Here is a 15,024-nt window from a genome sequence, read left to right as displayed (position 1 = left end):
CGCACAACCGGGCGACAACCCGCGCCCCCGTCACCGTCGCCTGTGGAGCGGCGGCGTGGGGTCCCGGGTCGGGACCGCCCACCGGGTGCGGCGGCCGGTCGGTGCTGGCGGCGGCGCGCCGCCGCGTCGCATCGCGCCGGCGCGACCGCCGTCCGGTCAGCCGGACTGGCGGGGCGGCAGCCCGAGTCGCTCGCACGCCTCCCGGTACATCCGCACCACCTCCTGCCGGATCTGGGCGCGTTCGGTCAGCCGGTGGGCGAACGGCACCCGCACCGGCACCTCGATGTCGTCCACGGTCACGGCGAACTCCATCCCCTCGGCGTCCAGCCCGGTGGCGCGGGCCCGGGTGGCCGCCGGCTGCCCGCCGAGCGTGCGGCAGATGAGCACCGAGTCCCCGGCGTGGTCGTCGTTCATGTGCTGGCAGACGGCGGCGACCACGTCGGCGCCGAACGGGGCGCTCACGCGGCCACCTCCGCGTCCGTGGTCGGCACGAGGTGCGACAGGGCGGCGAGGACCTCGGTGTTGTGCCGGTACGCCACGAGCACCTCGGCCCGCAGCGCGGCCCGACCCTCCTCGTCGAGCGGGAGGGCGTCGAGCCTGGCCCGGTAGGCGTCCTTGTACGCCTTCGGGCTGGGGATCCCGTCGAACCGGTAGAACGCCGCCCCGGCATCCCCGGTCACCCCGTAGTGCCGGGCGAGCGAGCGTCCGATGTGCAGGCCGCCGGAGAGGTCGCCGAGGTAGCGGGTGTAGTGGTGCGCGACGAACCGCTCCGGCGAGCTGGCACAGACCGCGCCGAGGCGCGCGGCGTAGGCGACCGTCGCCGGGGTCGGGTCGATCCGTCGGCGCCAGTCGGGACCGAGCAGGAACTTCAGGTCCGCGGCGAGGGCGGGCAGCCGGGTCAGCGCGTCGTCGACGAACGGGCCGGCGAGCGGGTCGTGGCGCATCGCCTCGGCGGCGCCCTCCAGCGCCTCGTAGATCATGTGGTGCTGCACCACCAGCGCGGTGTAGCCGGCGCGGTCCAGGTCGCCGGCGACCAGGGCGGAGACGTACCGCTGGGACTCGGCGCCCTGGTGGGCCTCTTGGCTGGCGGCCCGCAGTTCGGCCGAGAACGGGGTGCTGGTCGGGCTCATGTCTCCTCCAGGGTGACGGAGGGCCGGATGGTTCGTCGCCGTCGGGGAACGACCAAACGTTAGCCGGATGCGTGGTGGGGCACGAGCGCGCCGTCGAGGCGGCCCCGTGCGGTTGCCGTCCGCCGCTACCGTCCTGGCCGTGCGGAGATGGTGGCGGATCGATCCTCTGGGCGCGCGGCAGGTGTTGAGTGGTTTCCTGCTCGCCGTCGCTTCCGCGATGGCGGTCGTCGTCCTGGCTTCGCTGGCGGTGGGCCGGCTCGACGTCCGTGACGCCTTCGGCCTCGCCGGCGCGGCGGCCTTCCTCGCGCTGTGGATGACGCTGGTCGCCCGGTACTTCCTGGTCGGTGTGTACGTCAACGACACTGGCCTGCGGTTGCGCTACACGTTTTCCACCCGGACCCTGCCGTGGTCGCGGGTGACCGGCTTCGTCGTGCGGCCAGCCGAGCTCCTCGGGGAGCCGACCGCCCGGGACGCCTGCTGGGTGCGCACGTCCGACGGCGTGGTCGAGACGCCGGTGCAGCGGCGGTCCCGGACGGCGGGCTGGCGCAAGGACATCGGCCCGGTGCTGCGTACGGAGGACTTCGACCGGATGGTCGCCCGGCTCGACGCCGAGCTGGCCGCCGCCCGGCGCGGTCAGGCCGGCGGGGGAGCGGTGGTGCGGTAGATCGCCGCCAGCCACACGTCGCGCAGCACGTCGACCACGTCGCGCTCGGCCACCGCCGGCCCGTCGCCGGCGAAGGTGGCGTACCAGACGCGCTCGTTCATCGAGTTGAGCGCGATGGCGAGGTCGCGGGCCGGCACGCCGTCGGGGGCCGCCCCGCGCCGCCGCTCGGCCACGATGGCGGTCTCGATCGCGTGCACCCAGCGCTCCAGCACCCTCGCCCAGAGCCGGCGCACCTCGGCGTTGGTGCCGCGCACCTGGGCGCAGGCCAACACCACCGCGCGGTGTGCGCCGAACGTCTCGTGGAACCGGTCGATCAGCTCCCGCCAGCGCGCCGGCGGGTCCTCGGCCAGCCGCTCCAGCACGTCCCCGGCGGCGGCGTCGGCCTCCTCGATGACCCGGTCCAGCAGCGTCAGCAGCACCGCGTCCTTGGACGGGAAGTAGAAGTAGAAGGTGGGCCGGGAGATGCCGGCCCCGCGTGCCAGGTCGTCGATCGAGATGTCGGCGAAGGCCCGCTGCCCCAGCAGCCGCTCGGCGGTCGCCAGGATGGCCAGCTCCCGCTCGTCGCCGACGGAGCGCGCCGCGCGCCGTCCGCGCCCGGTCGCGCTGCCGGTGGCCGTACGGGCGGGTGTCATGCCCGGTGACTCTACACCGGGTCAACACCGTGTCGATCGAACTCGACAGGGTGTTGACTAGCCTCGACAGCCGTGGCTAGTGTCCGGTGTCTCACCCGCGGACGGGAGACGAGATGGCCACCGACCACGTCGACGTGCTCATCGTCGGCGCCGGCCTGTCCGGCGTCGGCGCCGCCTGCCACCTGCGCCGTCACTGCCCGGAGAAGACGTACGCGGTGCTGGAGTCCCGCGACGCGATCGGCGGCACCTGGGACCTGTTCCGCTATCCCGGCGTCCGGTCGGACTCCGACATGTTCACCCTCGGCTACTCCTTCAAGCCGTGGACCGACCCGAAGGCCATCGCCGACGGCGACTCGATCCGCGACTACGTCCGCCGCACCGCCGACGAGTACGGCGTCACCGACCACATCCGTTTCCGGCACCGGGTGCTGCGGGCCGACTGGGACAGCGCGAGCGCCCGCTGGACGGTGCACGCCCACCGCGACGACACCGGCGAGACGGTGGCGCTGACCTGCTCCTTCCTGTTCACCTGCGCGGGCTACTACCGCTACGACGCCGGCTACACGCCCCACATCCCGGGCGCCGACCGGTTCGCCGGGCGGATCGTGCACCCGCAGCACTGGCCGCAGGACCTCGACCACACCGGCAAGCGGGTGGTGGTGATCGGCAGCGGCGCCACCGCCGTGACCCTGGTGCCGGCGATGGCCGAGCGCGCCGCCCACGTCACCATGCTCCAGCGCTCACCCACGTACGTCATCGCGCTGCCCTCGCGCGACGTGCTCGCCGACGCGCTGCGGCGCTGGCTGCCGGCGAAGGCCGCGTATCCGGTGGTGCGCTGGAAGAACGTCCTGCTCTCCACCGCCAACTTCCAGCTCAGCCGGCGCGCCCCCGCCCTGGTCAGGAAGCTGCTGCTGCGCGCCGCCCGGGGCCGGCTGCCGGCCGGCTACGACGTCGACCGGCACTTCTCGCCCCGCTACGACCCCTGGGACCAGCGGCTGTGCGTGGTGCCCGACGGCGACCTGTTCACCGCGTTGGCGCGGGGGAGGGCGTCGGTGGTCACCGACACCATCGACACCCTCACCGAGCGGGGCGTCCGGCTCGCCTCCGGTGAGGAGTTGGCCGCGGACGTCGTCGTCACCGCCACCGGGCTCAACCTGCTCGCCCTCGGCGGCATGACGCTGACCGTGGACGGCGCCGAGGTGGAGCTGCCCGGCACCGTCGCCTACAAGGGGATGATGCTCTCCGGGGTGCCGAACTTCGCGATGACGCTCGGCTACACCAACGCCTCGTGGACGCTGAAGGCCGACCTGGTCGCCACCTACGTCTGCCGGCTGCTGCGGCACCTGGACCGCACCGGCCAGCAGGTCGTCACCCCGCTGCCGCCGCCCGACGGCGAGCTGGAGCCGATCATCGACCTGACGGCCGGCTACGTGCTGCGCAGCGTCGACGCCCTGCCCAAGCAGGGCGCCCGGGCGCCGTGGCGGCTGCACCAGAACTATCCCCGGGACGTCCTGCTGATGCGGCACGGCCGGCTCACCGACCCCGGCGTGCGGTTCTCCCGCGCCGGCACAGCGGAAAGGAGGACCATCCGTGCGTAGGTTCGTCTTCACCGGCGGCACGGCCGTGGTGACCGGCGCCGCCAGCGGGATCGGGGAGGCCCTCGTGCACGGGCTGGCCCGCCGGGGCAGCGACCTGGTGCTGGTCGACCGCGACGCCGGCCGCCTCGACGCCGTCGTCGCGGCGGTCCGCGCCGCGCACCCCGACCGGCAGCTCACCGCCTACGTGGTCGACCTGGCCGACGCCGCCGCCACCGCGCGGGTGGCCGAGGAGATCCGGCGGCGGCACCCGGCGCTGCGGCTGCTGGTCAACAACGCGGGGGTGGCGCTGGGCGGCCGGTTCGACCAGGTGAGCCTGGACGAGTTCAGCTGGGTCGTCGACGTCAACTTCCGGGCCGTGGCGCAGCTGACCCACGCGCTGCTGCCCACCCTGCGGGTCGAGCCGGGCGCGCACCTGGTCAACGTCTCCAGCCTCTTCGGGATCATCGCCCCGGCCGGGCAGACCGCCTACTCGGCCAGCAAGTTCGCCGTCCGCGGCTTCACCGAGGCGCTGCGCCAGGAGCTGGCCGGCGACGGGATCGGGGTGACCTGCGTGCATCCGGGCGGCATCCGCACCCGGATCGCCCGGAACGCCCGGGTGGGCAGCGGCGTGCCCGCCGAGGAGTTCGAGACCGGCCGCCGGCAGTTCGAGAAACTGCTGACCATCGACCCCGCGAGGGCCGCCGAGGTGATCCTGCGCGGCGTGCACCGCCGCCGGGGCCGGGTGCTGATCGGCTGGTCGGCGAAGCTGCCCGACCTGCTGGCCCGGGTGGCGCCCGTGTCGTACCAGCGGGTCGTCGCCTTCGCGCTCGACCGCGTCGGCGGCGAGTCCACGCGCCGGCTCACCACCGGGTCGTCCGTCCCTGCGCAGCGGCAGCCCGAGGCGGCCCCGGCGGCCGACCCGGCCGGGGAGCCGGCGTGAGCGCCCCGGCCGGACGCCGGCACGTGAGCGTGGACGGCCGCCGGGTGTGCCACCGCGTCGACGGCGACGGGCCGCCGGTGCTGCTGCTGCACGGCATCGGCCGCACCCTGCGCGACTTCACCGAGCTGCACGAGCTGCTCGCCGAGCGGTTCCGGGTGCACAGCGTCGACCTGCCCGGCTACGGCGGTTCGCTGCCGATGGCCCGCCCCTGCACCCTGCCGGCGCTGGGTGAGTTCGCCGCCCACTACCTCGACGCCGTCGGCGTCGACCGGCCGGCGCACGTGGTCGGCAACTCCCTCGGCGGCGCGGTCGCCATGCGCCTCGCGGCGTCCGAGCCGGCCCGGCTGGCCAGCCTGACGCTGGTCAACAGCGCCGGCTTCGGCCGGGAGGTGACCGTCGCGCTGCGGCTGCTGGCGCTGCGCCCGCTGGGCCGGCTGCTGCTGCGGCCCACCCGGTGGGCGGCCCGTCGCGCCGAGCGGTCCCTCTTCCACGACCCGGCCTTCGCCACCGCCGAACGCGTCGCCCACGCCCTGGCGGTCGCCCGCCAGCCGTACGCCGCCCGGGTGATGCTGGAGACCGCGCGCAGCCTCGGCACCTTCCGGGGGGTGAGCCCGCAGTGGCGCGAGGAGCTGCTGGCCGAGGTGGAGCGGCTCGACGTCCCCACCTTCGTCGTCTGGGGCGACCGGGACCTGATCCTGCCGGCGGCGCACCTCGACGCCGCCCGGTCCCGGCTGCCGGGCGCCCGCACCCACCTGTTCGCCGACTGCGGGCACATGCCGCAGATCGAGTGCGCCGAGGAGTTCCACCGCCTGCTCGTCGACTTCTGGGCCGCAGCGGGCCCGGACGCCGCCGCTCCGCCCGAGAAGGCCACCGCCGGCGACCCCGGCGACCGGCCGGCGGTCGCCGGAACCGGCTGACCGACGCCGACGCCCCGGCACTGCACGGCCGGTCGCCGGCGCCCGGGCGTCGGCAGGTGAGCGGGCGGCGGGACGGGGAAAGCGGGCCCGGTGCCCGAACTGACGCTGTTTCTCGGCGGTGACGTGATGACCGGCCGGGGCGTGGACGCGATCCTGCCCACGCCCGGCCCGCCCGAGCTGCGGGAACCGGCGGTACGCGACGCCGGCGACTACGTCGACCTGGCCCGGGCCGCCGGCGGGCCGGTCCCGCGCCCGGCGCCGCCGGCCTGGCCGTGGGGAGAGGCGCTCCACCTGCTCGACGAGCTGCGGCCCGACGCGCGCGTGGTCAACCTGGAGACCGCGGTGACCGGCCGTGGCGGGCACACCCCGGCCAAGGCGATCCACTACCGGATGCACCCGGGAAACCTGGCCTGCCTCGCCGCGGCCCGGCTCGACGTCTGCGCCCTGGCCAACAACCACAGCCTCGACTTCGGCCCGGTCGGGCTCACCGACACCCTCGACGCGCTGGCCGACGCCGGCATCGCCACCGCCGGCGCCGGCCGGGACGCGGCGTCGGCCTGGCGACCCGCCCGGGTGCCGCTCGGCCCGGGCGGCCGGCTGCTCGTCTGGTCGGTGGCCGCCCCGTCCAGCGGGGTGCCTCCGACCTGGGCGGCCACCGCCGGGGCTCCCGGGGTGGCGTACCTGCCGGAGGTCTCGGTCGCCTCGGCGGACGCGCTGGCCAAACGGATCGCCGCCGTGGCCGGGCCGGGGGACCGGGTGCTGGTCTCCGTGCACTGGGGCACCAACTGGGGGTACGAGGTGCCGCCCGCGCACGTCGACTTCGCCCATCGGCTGGTCGACGCCGGCGTGGACGTGGTGCACGGCCACTCGTCGCACCATCCCCGGCCCGTCGAGGTGTACCGCGACCGGCTGGTCCTCTACGGCTGCGGCGACCTGGTCGACGACTACGAGGGCATCGGCGGGCGGGAGGCGTACCGGCCGGAGCTGCGGCTGCTCTGGCTGCCGACCCTCGACGCGGCCACCGGGGCGCTGCGGCGGCTGCGGGCGGCCCCGGTGCGGATGCGCCGGATGCGGCTGGAGCGGGCCGCGCCCGACGAGGCGCGCTGGCTGGCCGGGCTGCTCGGCGGCTTCGGCCCACCGTTCGCGCGCGGGTTCGCCGTCGACGGCGACGGGCTGCTGACGTTGCACCCCCGCTGACGGTGGCCCGCACCACCCCCGGCGGGGGCGCGGGGCGCGCCGAGGAGGCGGGGCCCACCATAGATACATGACGCATCTCTCCCCGCCGGGCCGGACGGCCGCGCCCTCGGCCGCCGAACGCGCCTACCGGCACCTCAAGCGCGAGATCCTGGAGCAGATCCATCCGGGCGGGTCGCTGGTCAGCGAGGGGGAGATCGCCGAGGCCACCGGGGTCTCCCGCACCCCGGTCCGGGAGGCGCTGCTGCGCCTGGAGGCGGAGGGACTGGTCCGGCTCTATCCCAAGCGGGGTGCCCTGATCCGCCCGGTCTCCGCCCGCGAGATCACCGACGTGATCGAGGCGCGGCGGCTGGTCGAGCTGCACGCCGCCGAGCGGATCTGGCCCCGGCGGGCGGCGCTGCGGGGCGACCTCGCCGCCCGGCTGGCCGACATGCGCGACGCGCACGCCGCCGGTGACCTGGCCGCGCTGATGCAGGCCGACCGGGCGTTCCACGCCACCGTCGTGGACGCCGCCGGCAACGAGATCCTCGCCGAGCTGTACCAGCGGCTGCGCGACCGGCAGCTGCGGATGGGGGAGGCCAGCTTCCGGCTCTCGCCCGGCTGGGCCGAGACGGCACTGACCGAGCACGCCGACCAGCTCGCCGCGCTCGACTCCGACGACCCCGGGCGCTGGCTCGCCGCCGTCGCCGCGCACATCGACAACGCCGCGGCCGTGCTGCGGGCCCTGCGGTGAGGGTGCCGACCGCGCGGGTCGCCCCGCTCCGGTCGGCGGGCGGCCTCGTCTGGGGCGTGGCCGTGGCCGCGTACGTGGCCGCCGTGTTCCACCGCAGCTCGCTCGGCGTCACCGGCGTCGACGCGGCGCACCGCTTCGAGGTCAGCGCCTCGGCGCTGGCCACCTTCTCCGTCGCCCAGCTCGCCGTGTACGCGGCGATGCAGGTCCCGGTCGGCGTGCTGCTCGACCGGTTCGGGTCCCGCCGGCTGCTCATCGCCGGCGGCGCGCTGATGGTCGCCGGCCAGCTCTGCTTCGCCCTCGCCACCGACGTGCCCCTGGCGATCGCCGCCCGCGTGCTGATCGGGCTCGGCGACGCGATGACGTTCATCAGCGTGCTGCGCATCGTGGCGCTGTGGTTCCCGGGGCGGCGCTACCCGATGATGACCCAGCTCACCGGCACGCTCGGCCAGCTCGGGGCGATCCTCGGCGCCGTACCGCTGGTGTTCCTGCTGCACGCGGCGGGCTGGACCCCCGCCTTCCTCACCGCGGGGGCGGTCGGGGCGACCGTGCTGCTGATGGTCGTCGTCGCCGTGCGGGACACCCCGGGCGGGCCGGTTGCGGCCGGCGCGGGGCCCACCCTCACCGACGTCCGACGGGAACTCGCCGCCGCGTGGGCCCAGCCGGGCACGCGGCTGGGGCTCTGGACGCACTTCGTCACCCAGTTCTCCGGCGCCGTGTTCGCCCTGCTCTGGGGGTACCCGTTCCTGGTGCAGGGGCAGGGGCTCAGCCCGACCACGGCGGCGTCGCTGCTCACCCTGATGACCGCCGCCATGCTGCTGACCGGGCCGGTGGTCGCGCACCTCTGCGCCCGGCACCCGTTCCACCGCTCGGTGCTGGTCTTCGCGATCACCGGCGCCACCGCCGCGGTCTGGGCCGTCGTGCTCGCCTGGCCGGGACGCGCGCCGGGCTGGCTGCTGGTCACCCTGGTGCTGGTGCTCGCGGTCAACGGCCCGGCCTCCCTCATCGGCTTCGACTACGCGCGTAGCTTCAACCCGGTCAACCGGATCGGCAGCGCCACCGGGGTCGTCAACGTCGGCGGCTTCGTCGCCTCGATCGTGCTGGTGCTGGCCGTCGGCGTGGTGCTCGACCTGGCCACCCCGGCCGGTCGGGCCGCCCCGGACCTGGCCGCCTTCCGGTGGGCCTTCGCCGTGCAGTACGTCCTCTGGGCGCTCGGCGCGGTCCAGGTGCTGCGCTACCGCAACGCGGCCCGCCGGGAACTCGCCGCGCGGACACCCGCCGCGACTCCGACCTGAGCTCCGGCGCGGCGCGGGACCTCAGCGGCGCCGGCGGCCGTGGGTGAGGTCGTCCAGCACCAGGGTCAGGCCGGCCCCGAGCAGCCAGACGTCCTTGGCCAGGCCGATGCCGTCCTGGGTGGGCCGGAGGCTGCCCGGCTCGCGCATGCCCGGGGTCCTCAGGTAGAGCTGCACCAGCCCCGCGCCGAACGCGGCCAGCCCCAGACCGGCCAGCGCCGACGGCACGAAGGGCGCGAGCAGCGCGGCGCCCAGGGCGATCTCGGCCCGGGAGAGCAGCCGGGCGAACCGGTCCGGGTCGAGCCTGCCGAGCTGCGGGACGGCGCCGACGGCCATCCCGTGCACGCCCTGCGCGGCTTCCCCCTCCAGCGACCGCTTGCCCATCCCCGAGTTGAGGACGAACGCGCCGATGCTGACCCGCAGCGGCAGATGGCTGACCCTCATGGCGAACTCCCGTCCGACTGTCGAACCGTGCCCCCCGCCTACCCCTCGCCGCCCGCGATAACCGCCCGGCGGCCCCGGTCGTCCGCGACGATCGGGGGTAGTTTCGGCCCGAGGAACGTGATCGAGGTGCCGCGTCAGCGCACCGACGGACGGCGGCGCGACGCGTCGTCGTGGAGCAGGAGGAAGCGTGAGCCAGGAGGTCAGGGGAGTCATCTCCCGCAGCAAGGGCGCGCCGGTCGAGGTGACCACGATCGTGCTGCCCGACCCGGGGCCGGGCGAGGCGATCGTGCGGATCCAGTCCTGCGGGGTCTGCCACACCGACCTGCACTACCGGGAGGGCGGCATCAACGACGACTACCCGTTCCTACTGGGCCACGAGGCCGCCGGCGTCGTCGAGCAGGTCGGGCCGGGCGTCGACGGCGTCGCGCCGGGCGACTTCGTGGTGCTCAACTGGCGGGCCGTCTGCGGGATGTGCCGGGCCTGCCGCCGGGGCCGCCCGTGGTACTGCTTCGCCACCCACAACGCGGCGCAGAAGATGACCCTCACCGACGGCACCGAGCTCACGCCCGCGCTGGGCATCGGCGCCTTCGCGGAGAAGACCCTGGTCCACGCCGGTCAGTGCACCAAGGTCGACCCGGCGGCCCGGCCCGCCGCCGTCGGGCTGCTCGGCTGCGGCGTGATGGCCGGTCTCGGGGCCGCCATGAACACCGGCGGGGTCACCCGGGGCGACTCGGTGGCCGTCATCGGCTGCGGCGGCGTCGGGGACGCGGCGGTGGCCGGCGCCGCGCTGGCCGGCGCGACGACGATCGTCGCGGTGGACACCGATCCCCGCAAGCTCGACTGGGCCCGCAAGTTCGGCGCCACCCACACGGTGAACGCCCGCGACGACGACCCGGTCGAGGCGATCCGCGCCGCCACCGGCGGCTTCGGCGCCGACGTGGTGATCGACGCGGTCGGCCGCCCCGAGACCTGGAAGCAGGCCTTCTACGCCCGTGACCTGGCCGGCACCGTCGTGCTGGTCGGCGTGCCGACCCCGGAGATGACCGTCGACCTGCCGCTGCTCGACGTCTTCGGCCGCGGCGGCGCGCTCAAGTCGAGCTGGTACGGCGACTGCCTGCCCAGCCGGGACTTCCCCGTGCTCACCGAGCTCTACCTGCAGGGCCGGCTCGACCTGGACGCCTTCGTCACCGAGGAGATCGCCCTGGACCAGGTCGAGGAGGCGTTCGCCCGGATGCACCGCGGCGACGTGCTGCGCTCGGTGGTGGTCCTCTGATGGCGGCCCGCGTCGACCACGCCGTCACCTCCGGCACCTTCTCCCTCGACGGTCAGACCTTCGACGTGGACAACAACGTGTGGGTGGTCGGCGACGACACCGAGTGCGTCGTCGTCGACGCCCCGCACGACGTCGACGCGATCCTGGCCGCCGTCGGCGACCGACGGGTCCGGGCGATCCTCGCCACCCACGCGCACGACGACCACGTCCGGGTGGCCCCGGCGCTGGCCCGGGCCACCGGCGCCCCGGTGCTGCTGCACCCCGCCGACCGGGTGCTGTGGGACATGGTGCACCCCGACGAGGCGCCGGGCGGGGACCTGCGCGACGGGCAGACCGTCGAGGTGGCCGGCACCGCGCTGACCGTGCTGCACACGCCGGGCCACAGCCCCGGCGCGTGCAGCTTCCACGCGCCGCAGCTCGGCGTCGTGTTCACCGGCGACACGCTCTTCGCCGGCGGGCCGGGGGCGACGGGACGCTCGTACAGCGACTTCGGCACGATCGTCGCCTCGATCCGGGACCGGCTGCTCACCCTCCCGGCGGACACGGTGGTGCACACCGGGCACGGGGAGAGCACCACCGTCGGTGCGGAGGCTCCCCACCTCGACGAGTGGCTGGCCCGCGGGCACTGACCCACACCGGCCGCCAGGCGGTCCCGGGCAGCCGCTCAGCGACTGTCCGGGACGGCCTGGCGGCGGTCGTGCGTGCCGGTCACGGGGAGTCGCTGCCGGCCGGCGGGACCGACGTCACGCCGGGTGCCGCACGTACATCCGGACGGTCGTCCCGGCGGCGGTGGTGTGCACGCGGACCAGGTCGCACAGCGCCTGCACGATCACCAGCCCCCGGCCGCCGATGCCGTCCGCGGCCGGGGTCAGCCGCCCGGCCAGCGGATCGGCCAGCCAGCCGTCGTCGCGGATCTCGCAGACCAGGTGCTCGGCGGTGCGCCACACGCGCAGCACGCCGGTGCCACCGGCGTGCGCGACGCTGTTCGTCGCCAGCTCGGTCACCGCGATCTGCAGGTCGGCCAGCCGGTCCTCGTCCAGCCCCACGGCCTCGCCGTGCCCGGCCACGAACCGGCGCACGGCGGACAGCGTGTCGAACTCGTAGACCAGCGCCGAAACCGGCTCCGGCGGGCTCGACAGGGGCTTGTTGTAGCGGGCGACCACGTCCGCCGGGGCGTACTCCACGCTCGGCCGTCGCCCGGCGTCGTCGACGAGGATCGGGTGCGTGGCGTACGCGTCGGCCAGCACGTCGGCGTCGAGCCCGGCGACGTCGTACGGGCAGAGGATGGTCGCCTCGCGGCCCGCGAACGCCGCGTTGATCAGCGCCTCGTGCTGGGCGCACGCCGGATACTCCGTGTCGCTGCGCCCGGCCCAGATCGGCTCGCCGATGATCCGCACGCGGCGGCCGGCATGCTGCTCGATGAACGCCTGCAACACCCAGGGGATGATCCGGCCCGGATTCCGGCCGGCCTCCGACATGTCCGCCCAGCGCACCGAGTCCGTGGGGCCGACGGCGGCGCGGACCAGTCGCAGGTTGGCGCCGGGCATCGCGACCAGCACCGGCTCCCCGGCGGCGAGCCCGTCGGTGACGAAGGGCACCGTGCCGGCGAGGAGACCCTCCGGGTCGCGGTAGAAGAGCCCCTCGTGCACGAAGGCGCCCGCCGCCTCCGGGTCCCACACCCCGGTCATGCCGGCTGTCCCAGGCTGGGGGCGAACCGGGTCCCGCGCAACCGCCGGTCGTAGCGGCACAGCGCGGCCACTCGGCGGGGCACCTGCTCGACCACCGCACCACCAGTCATCCGTCGGCTTCCACTTCGCGTTCCCACTGTAGTGGCCGGTCCCGGTGCCGGCCCACCGGGTGAAACGTCGGCGCCCGTTCTGCCGCCCATCCGGCCGGCACGGGCCGGGCACCGCCCGCCCACAGGCGTGATCCGGGTCGCGCCCGCGCGCGCCCCGACGCCCCGGCCGGCCTCCGGACCACCCTCTTCGAGGAGTTGCGCGCGCACCGAAAACGGGGTGCGTCCCGGCCCGCTCGTGAGGGAGATTCCTCGGCGTGCGACCCCCCACGGAACCGGCGGCCACGCACGCGGCGCCGGCACTCACCCCCGCCCAACGCGCCGCCCTCGCGCACGTACGCGAGGCGGCGCTGCGCGAGCGTCCCGCCGCCCTGGCCGCCATCGCCCGCGCGCTAGCCCCCTCGGGCGTCACCCACGGGCCGGAGCGCCTGATCGCGGCGGTCGGCGGGAACGGGCGGCTCACCCTGAACTTCCACCCCGACCGGCTGCTCGCCGACGGGCGTACGGTCGCCGACGCCCTCGCCGCCGAGGGCGTTTACCGCAGCCAGTTCGAGACCGGCATCTCCAACGGCGGCCTGTTCGCCTACCCCGGGGGCGACCGGGACCGCTGGGAGGAGACGCTCTTCGGCGGCGCCTACCAGACGGCCGGCGTGCGCCCCGCCGACCGGCCCAAGTACGGCGGCCTGAACCTGCTCGACCATCCGGACGGCGCGTGCCCCCGGTTCGGCTCCTGCCACCTGCGGCTGCGCCCGCAGGTGCTGGCGCGGACCACGTTCTGCTTCGGCGACAGCCACCTCGGGCCCCGTGACCTGGGCACCGTGGACGTCTTCGAACCGGTGCTGGCGGCCCTGCTGGCCGCGACCGACGGCACCGGGATCAGCCTCGGCGTCCCGGGCGACGTGGTGACCCTGACCCGGGCGCTGCTGCGCCGGCGCGAGGACGCCGTGTGGGCCCCCGGCGCGGCCGGTCGCGCGCTCGACGACTACATCGAGGCGCAGGTCCACGGCGAGCTGAGCCTCGCCCGGGACGTGGAGGCGATGGTGGTCGACCCGTCCTTCAAAGGCACCGAAGCCGGGGCGACGCTCGCTGCGATCGCCGGGCGGCACGGCTTCGCCCTGCGCTGGCACGCCGGCTTCGCGCTGCCCGTCGACCGGATCGACGCCGAGTTCCGAGGGCCGGCCATCCCGCCGTTGGCCGCCCGGGTGCACGCCGAGTTCGCCCGGCCGGGCGAACCGGTCGACGCCGCCCTGATCGGCCGCGCGGCGGCCTCGCTGGTCAGGGAGCCGTCCCGCTGGGCCGACCGTGGGCCGACGGAGGTCACCCGCCAACACCTCAAGCAGCTCTGGCACGTCCTCGTCCGCTTCGGTGCCCCGTACGCCGCCCAGGACGACCGGGCCCCGCGGCCCGCGGGCCCCTCGGGGGGAGCGCGGGCGGGTCGGTGAGCCGTCCGGACACGACCGGGCGGACCGTGCCGGCCGTCCGGTTCCGCCGGCAGATTCCGGGACGCGACCGCGCGTGCCCGCCCGTCCCGAGCGCCGAGTGACGCGGGTCGCAGCCGACCGGCACCGGTTCATATCCGGAATGCCCGACAGGCCAGGCTGGTTGTGTCCCCCGTACCGCCGGAACCGAAACCCCGTCCGGCGCGGAAGTTTCCCCCGAAGGAGTGCTCATCCAGGGAGCGCTTCGCCTGACCGAAAGGGCAACCATCGTGAAGTACGACTTCACTCGATGGCTCCCGGCCATCGCGAAGGACTCGAAAGACTCGAACCGCAAGATCGCGCTGAGCGTGGTGGGTGTCGCCGCCCTCGGTGGCCTCGCCTTCGGGCCGACGGCCGTGGCCGCCCCTATCACCACCACGCCCCACGAGGGCGCCGTGGCGGCGATCCAGCAGGCCACCGGCAAGGGCAGGCCGGGCGCGGCCGAGGAGTCGGCCCTGACCACCGGCGGTACCACCACCAAGCCGTCCGCCGACAAGCCCAGCCGCGAGGAACTCATTCCGCACGGCGTGCAGGGCGCCCAGTCCCGCGTCCCGCTCGACGACGCGCAGCTCGCCAACGCCAAGGCCATCATCGAGGAGGCCAAGGAGACCGGCGTGGGTGAGCGGGGCGCCGTCATCGGGATCGCCACCTCGCTACAGGAGTCGAAGCTCTACAACCTCGGCCACCTGGGCGCGTACAACGACCACGACTCGCAGGGACTGTTCCAGCAGCGTCCGTCGTCGGGTTGGGGTTCGCCGGACCAGATCACCGACCCCGAGTACGCCTCGCAGGCGTTCTTCCGCGCGCTCAAGAACGTGGGCGGCTGGCAGGACCTGCCGCTGACCTCCGCCGCGCAGACCGTACAGGTCTCGGCCTACCCCTTCGCGTACGCGCAGTGGGAGGAGCAGGCGGCGGACATCGTCTCTGAGCTCTGGTGACGACACCGCGACACCGGCCG

At 75.3% G+C, this 15,024-nt stretch carries 16 protein-coding genes; 11 read left to right on the top strand and 5 right to left on the bottom strand.

The features are described 5' to 3' along the window. Positions 1–156: 156 nt before the first annotated feature. Positions 157–462, bottom strand: a complete 306-nt coding sequence (locus tag DER29_RS18130) for a DUF2470 domain-containing protein (protein ID WP_121398407.1) — start codon at positions 460–462, stop codon at positions 157–159. Further along, positions 459–1,130 carry a heme oxygenase (biliverdin-producing) gene (locus tag DER29_RS18125; protein WP_121398406.1) on the bottom strand — a complete coding sequence of 224 codons (672 nt, stop codon included), beginning with the start codon at positions 1,128–1,130 and terminating at the stop codon, positions 459–461. The genes DER29_RS18130 and DER29_RS18125 overlap by 4 nt, the downstream gene beginning before the upstream one ends. Before the next feature lie 139 nt (positions 1,131–1,269). On the opposite strand from DER29_RS18125, the gene DER29_RS18120 reads away from it, so the two are divergent. Next, positions 1,270–1,794 carry a hypothetical protein gene (locus DER29_RS18120; protein WP_148710080.1) on the top strand — a complete coding sequence of 175 codons (525 nt, stop codon included), beginning with the start codon at positions 1,270–1,272 and terminating at the stop codon, positions 1,792–1,794. Here the strand turns inward: DER29_RS18120 and DER29_RS18115 are convergent. Then, the gene (locus DER29_RS18115; protein WP_121398404.1) at positions 1,764–2,426 is read right to left on the bottom strand and encodes a TetR/AcrR family transcriptional regulator; all 663 of its coding nucleotides are present in this window, start codon (positions 2,424–2,426) and stop codon (positions 1,764–1,766) included. The genes DER29_RS18120 and DER29_RS18115 overlap by 31 nt on opposite strands. A 113-nt stretch (positions 2,427–2,539) precedes the next feature. Between DER29_RS18115 and DER29_RS18110 the strand changes: the two genes are divergently transcribed. The 6 genes from DER29_RS18110 (at position 2,540) to DER29_RS18085 (ending at position 9,079) form a co-directional block, all read left to right on the top strand. Next, positions 2,540–4,024, top strand: a complete 1,485-nt coding sequence (locus DER29_RS18110) for an NAD(P)/FAD-dependent oxidoreductase (protein WP_121398403.1) — start codon at positions 2,540–2,542, stop codon at positions 4,022–4,024. Continuing rightward, entirely contained in the window at positions 4,017–4,943 is a 927-nt protein-coding gene (locus tag DER29_RS18105; RefSeq protein ID WP_121398402.1) for an SDR family oxidoreductase, read from the top strand. The genes DER29_RS18110 and DER29_RS18105 overlap by 8 nt, the downstream gene beginning before the upstream one ends. Continuing rightward, a complete protein-coding gene (locus tag DER29_RS18100; protein ID WP_121398401.1) occupies positions 4,940–5,860 on the top strand; it encodes an alpha/beta fold hydrolase in 921 nt (306 codons plus the stop codon). Before DER29_RS18105 ends, DER29_RS18100 begins: the two co-directional genes overlap by 4 nt. Positions 5,861–5,950: 90 nt before the next feature. Continuing rightward, a complete protein-coding gene (locus tag DER29_RS18095) occupies positions 5,951–7,057 on the top strand; it encodes a CapA family protein (protein ID WP_199729344.1) in 1,107 nt (368 codons plus the stop codon). A gap of 67 nt (positions 7,058–7,124) precedes the next feature. Further along, entirely contained in the window at positions 7,125–7,787 is a 663-nt protein-coding gene (locus DER29_RS18090; RefSeq protein ID WP_121398400.1) for a GntR family transcriptional regulator, read from the top strand. After that, positions 7,784–9,079, top strand: a complete 1,296-nt coding sequence (locus tag DER29_RS18085; RefSeq protein WP_233599891.1) for a nitrate/nitrite transporter — start codon at positions 7,784–7,786, stop codon at positions 9,077–9,079. The genes DER29_RS18090 and DER29_RS18085 overlap by 4 nt, the downstream gene beginning before the upstream one ends. A gap of 21 nt (positions 9,080–9,100) precedes the next feature. On the opposite strand, the gene DER29_RS18080 is transcribed toward DER29_RS18085, so the two are convergent. Continuing rightward, the gene (locus tag DER29_RS18080) at positions 9,101–9,520 is read right to left on the bottom strand and encodes a hypothetical protein (protein WP_121398398.1); all 420 of its coding nucleotides are present in this window, start codon (positions 9,518–9,520) and stop codon (positions 9,101–9,103) included. A 187-nt stretch (positions 9,521–9,707) separates the two neighbouring features. Between DER29_RS18080 and DER29_RS18075 the strand changes: the two genes are divergently transcribed. Both DER29_RS18075 and DER29_RS18070 read left to right on the top strand, forming a co-directional pair. Continuing rightward, complete coding sequence (locus DER29_RS18075) at positions 9,708–10,793, top strand: S-(hydroxymethyl)mycothiol dehydrogenase (protein WP_121398397.1); 1,086 nt, start codon at positions 9,708–9,710, stop codon at positions 10,791–10,793. After that, a complete protein-coding gene (locus DER29_RS18070; protein WP_121398396.1) occupies positions 10,793–11,422 on the top strand; it encodes an MBL fold metallo-hydrolase in 630 nt (209 codons plus the stop codon). Before DER29_RS18075 ends, DER29_RS18070 begins: the two co-directional genes overlap by 1 nt. 114 nt (positions 11,423–11,536) lie before the next feature. Here DER29_RS18070 and DER29_RS18065 read toward each other — a convergent pair whose 3' ends face one another. Further along, positions 11,537–12,481, bottom strand: a complete 945-nt coding sequence (locus DER29_RS18065) for a sensor histidine kinase (protein ID WP_121398395.1) — start codon at positions 12,479–12,481, stop codon at positions 11,537–11,539. A gap of 364 nt (positions 12,482–12,845) precedes the next feature. On the opposite strand from DER29_RS18065, the gene DER29_RS18060 reads away from it, so the two are divergent. Both DER29_RS18060 and DER29_RS18055 read left to right on the top strand, forming a co-directional pair. Then, positions 12,846–14,030: a DUF3626 domain-containing protein gene (locus tag DER29_RS18060; RefSeq protein WP_121398394.1), complete on the top strand. Its 1,185-nt coding sequence runs from the start codon at positions 12,846–12,848 to the stop codon at positions 14,028–14,030. 266 nt (positions 14,031–14,296) lie between these two features. After that, positions 14,297–15,004 (top strand): hypothetical protein, encoded by a 708-nt coding sequence (locus DER29_RS18055; protein WP_121398393.1) that lies wholly within the window; start codon positions 14,297–14,299, stop codon positions 15,002–15,004. Positions 15,005–15,024 lie beyond the last annotated feature (20 nt).

This window comes from Micromonospora sp. M71_S20 (assembly GCF_003664255.1).
In the GTDB taxonomy this organism is placed as follows: domain Bacteria; phylum Actinomycetota; class Actinomycetes; order Mycobacteriales; family Micromonosporaceae; genus Micromonospora.
This window is presented reverse-complemented; position numbering and strand designations above follow the sequence as displayed.

Coding starts and splice junctions, on each gene's coding strand:
- DER29_RS18125 (WP_121398406.1), bottom strand. CDS start 1,130: ATGAGCCCGACCAGCACCCCGTTCTCGGCCGAACTGCGGGCCGCCAGC.
- DER29_RS18115 (WP_121398404.1), bottom strand. CDS start 2,426: ATGACACCCGCCCGTACGGCCACCGGCAGCGCGACCGGGCGCGGACGG.
- DER29_RS18110 (WP_121398403.1), top strand. CDS start 2,540: ATGGCCACCGACCACGTCGACGTGCTCATCGTCGGCGCCGGCCTGTCC.
- DER29_RS18090 (WP_121398400.1), top strand. CDS start 7,125: ATGACGCATCTCTCCCCGCCGGGCCGGACGGCCGCGCCCTCGGCCGCC.
- DER29_RS18080 (WP_121398398.1), bottom strand. CDS start 9,520: ATGAGGGTCAGCCATCTGCCGCTGCGGGTCAGCATCGGCGCGTTCGTC.
- DER29_RS18070 (WP_121398396.1), top strand. CDS start 10,793: ATGGCGGCCCGCGTCGACCACGCCGTCACCTCCGGCACCTTCTCCCTC.
- DER29_RS18065 (WP_121398395.1), bottom strand. CDS start 12,481: ATGACCGGGGTGTGGGACCCGGAGGCGGCGGGCGCCTTCGTGCACGAG.